We start from the raw sequence: 3,075 nt of genomic DNA, 5'->3' as shown, positions 1-3,075 counted from the left end.
CCCCTTCCCATCCCGAACAGGACCGTGAAACAACTCTGCGCCGATGATAGTGCTGCAACCAGTGTGAAAGTAGGTTATCGTCAAGCTAGTTATTAGAAGAACCCCCATCATCTGCCTGAACGCGCTCGAGATCGCGCTCAGCGCCGAAGATGGGGGTTTTTTGCTTTGAGTGGCGATTTTGGCTGTGCTGGCGACTAACGTACTGGCGCCGAAATAGGCAGTGTTAGCGTGAAGCGGGTGCCGCCACCCAGCTCGCTGACGACATCGATGCTGCCGCCGAGGATCTCGACAACGATGTTGTGTACGATGTGCAGTCCCAGGCCAGATCCGCCGACACCCAGTTTGGTGGTAAAGAAGGGATCGAAGATGCGCGCCAGATCATCTTTTTTGATGCCCACACCATGATCTTCCACTGAAAGCGTTACCCAGCCCTGTCCATTCTGGCTGGCAGATATGTCGATCAGACCGACGCTGCGGCCATCATAGCCGTGCAATATTGCATTATTCACTAGATTGGTCAGCACCTGACCTAGCGGGCCGGGGTAACTTTCCATCATGATGTCGTCTGGAATCCGCTGCTGGATCACAAACGGTGTGCGTTTGATGGTGGGCTGCAGAGTGAGCACGTTGCCGGCCACTACCTCGGCTAACAGGAAGCTGCGCCGTTGCGAGCTGGTCTGGTCAACTGCCACCTGCTTGAAGTTGGTGACGATGTCGGCCGCCCGATTCAGATTCCGGCTGAGAATTTCTGTCGTCAGCTGCGCATTCTTGATGAAAAACTCGAATTCCTTGCGAGTGATGCCGCCCTCATGCTGGAGGTGATGGTCGATGTCGTTGGCCTGTACCTCGAAGGTGGTGGCCGCCATCAGGCTGTTACCGATAGGTGTGTTCAATTCATGGGCGATGCCCGCCACCATGGCGCCTAGTCCTGCGAGCTTTTCATTGCGTACCAGATCTTCACGGGCTTTGGCCAGCGCCGCGACCATGTCTTGAAGTTCGCGATTGGCTTTGCGTAAAGCAAGGTGGGTATTGATACGTGCCAGTACTTCCTCGATCTGGAACGGTTTGGTGATGTAGTCCACTCCACCCGCATCGAAACCGGCAACCTTTTGCTTGGGATCGGTGAGGCCTGTCATGAATATGACCGGTATATCCCGGGTGGCTTTGCTGGCCTTGAGGCGGCGGCAAGCTTCGAAGCCATCGACGCCGGGCATGACGACATCGAGCAGTATCAGGTCTGGTTCGGCGAATTCGGCCCGCATCAGGCCTTCGGCCGCGCTCTGGGCCAGAACGATCATGAAGCCGTGACGTTCCAGCCGATCTAGTAGGGCGGCGAGGTACGATAAAGAGTCATCCACGATGAGTATCGTTGGAGCTGGCAGTACGGGGACCTCGCTTTGGTTCATCTCGCAGCCTGACGAATTCAGTGTTCAATTAGTATAGGCATACTGTCCTGAACACGGTGAAAAAACGCAGGCTGTGTTGTGTTTAGAACAAATTGAGCCCTTTGAGCATCACCAGCAGGATCAGTACCGGGGAAATGAAACGCAGCAGGAACAGCACTACCGAGATGGTGCGCTGGTTTGCCAGCTGGCCGTGGTTGGATAGCGCTGCCGTGAAATGTTCACGCCCCCAAATCCAGCCCGCGAACACCGCCAGCAGGATGCCACCCAGCGGTAGCAGGATATTCGACGAGAGGAAATCGAAGAGATCGAACAGATTCATGCCGGCGATTTTGAAATCGGCCAGAATGCTGCCCGTTAGTGCGCAGGTCGAGCCCAGCACCATCAGGATGGCGATGGACAAGACCGTGGCGCGGGTGCGGGTGATATGCAGACGCTCGTGCAGGATGACAACCGGCACTTCCAGCAAAGAGAGCATGGCGCCAGTCGCTGCGACAGAAGCGAGTATGAAGAAGGCGACCATCAGCAGGTGGCCGCCGGGAATCTGGGAGAACACGGCAGGAATGGTAATGAATACCAGCGCAGGGCCGGCCGCAGGAGCGAAGCCGAAGGTGAATACCGCAGGGAAGATAGCAATACCTGCGAGCATCGATACACAGAGGTCGGCAGCCATTACGCGCAAGGTCGTCTGCGGGATGTTCTGATCGTCGCGGAAGTAGGAACCATAGGTCATCATGGTCCCCATACCCAGCGAGAGTTTGAAGAATGCCAGTCCCATCGCGGTAAGGATGACGCCGGAAGTTACTTTGCTAAAGTCTGGGCGGAACAGAAAGGTCAGACCATCACTGGCTTTATCAAGCGTAAGGCTGACGGCGCATAGCACGAGCAGGAGCAGGAACAGGATAGGCATCAGTTTTTTAGCGATGCCTTCAATGCCTTTTGTGACGCCCATCAGGAGTATGCCGCCAATAAAGAACAGCACTACCCATTGCCAGACCAGCGACTGTAGCGGATCGGAAGTCAGGCTGGTGAACGCAGTCTCGGTAACTTGGCGGTCGCTGCTCAGCAGAGAGCCACCGATTGCCTTGAACACATAGGCGAAAACCCATGCCACCACCTCGGAGTAGAAGGACAGAATCAGGAAGGCGGCAACGAGCCCTGCTACACCGATCAGCCACCAGGGCAAGCGCTTCTGGGTATCCAGTTTCTGCAAGGCGGATATAGGATTGGCTTTTGCTGCACGGCCCATGGTGATCTCGGCGATCATGACGGGCAGGCCGATGACGAGCGTTGCTAATAGATAGACGAGCAGGAAACCGGCACCGCCATTCGCACCTGTGAGGTAAGGGAATTTCCAGATGTTTCCCAGTCCTACGGCGGACCCCAGCGTTGCGGCGAGTACGCCGAAGCTTGAGCTGAAGCCGCCCCGTTTGATGTTGTTATTGTTCATGGCATGACTCCCACGGTGTTTGCAAAAAAGGAAGCGATTGTAGCACCGCAAAATTTACCCTTGCCTGAAGCCGTGCTGATTTGCTATAGTTCGCTCCCTCGCAAAACAAGGCGCCCAGCGCTGAGTTAAGCGAGTTGAAAAGTAAGACTTGACGGAATGTTTGAAACGCCTCATAATCTTGCCTCTTCGCTGATGAACACAACGCTTCTCAGCAAGCAGTAC

2 protein-coding genes and 1 rRNA gene are annotated in these 3,075 nt (G+C 55.4%); 1 reads left to right on the top strand and 2 read right to left on the bottom strand.

Going from position 1 to position 3,075, the window contains the following annotated elements; genetic code table 11:
- Positions 1–86: ribosomal RNA gene (gene rrf, locus GTP27_RS24410) — 5S ribosomal RNA — on the top strand; the annotation flags it as partial.
- 108 nt (positions 87–194) lie between these two features.
- Here rrf and GTP27_RS23130 read toward each other — a convergent pair.
- Positions 195–1,358, bottom strand: coding sequence for a sensor histidine kinase (locus GTP27_RS23130; RefSeq protein ID WP_371865992.1), 1,164 nt, complete (start codon positions 1,356–1,358; stop codon positions 195–197).
- Positions 1,359–1,488: 130 nt separating this feature from the next.
- Positions 1,489–2,853, bottom strand: coding sequence for a sodium-dependent transporter (locus GTP27_RS23125; protein ID WP_161041441.1), 1,365 nt, complete (start codon positions 2,851–2,853; stop codon positions 1,489–1,491).
- Positions 2,854–3,075: the final 222 nt, after the last annotated feature.

It is taken from the genome of Duganella qianjiadongensis (assembly GCF_009857915.1).
GTDB lineage: Bacteria > Pseudomonadota > Gammaproteobacteria > Burkholderiales > Burkholderiaceae_D > Rugamonas > Rugamonas qianjiadongensis.
This window is presented reverse-complemented; position numbering and strand designations above follow the sequence as displayed.

What these genes read in the sequence shown, in the direction of transcription:
- GTP27_RS23125 (WP_161041441.1), bottom strand. Translation starts at nt 2,853, where the DNA reads ATGAACAATAACAACATCAAACGGGGCGGCTTCAGCTCAAGCTTCGGC.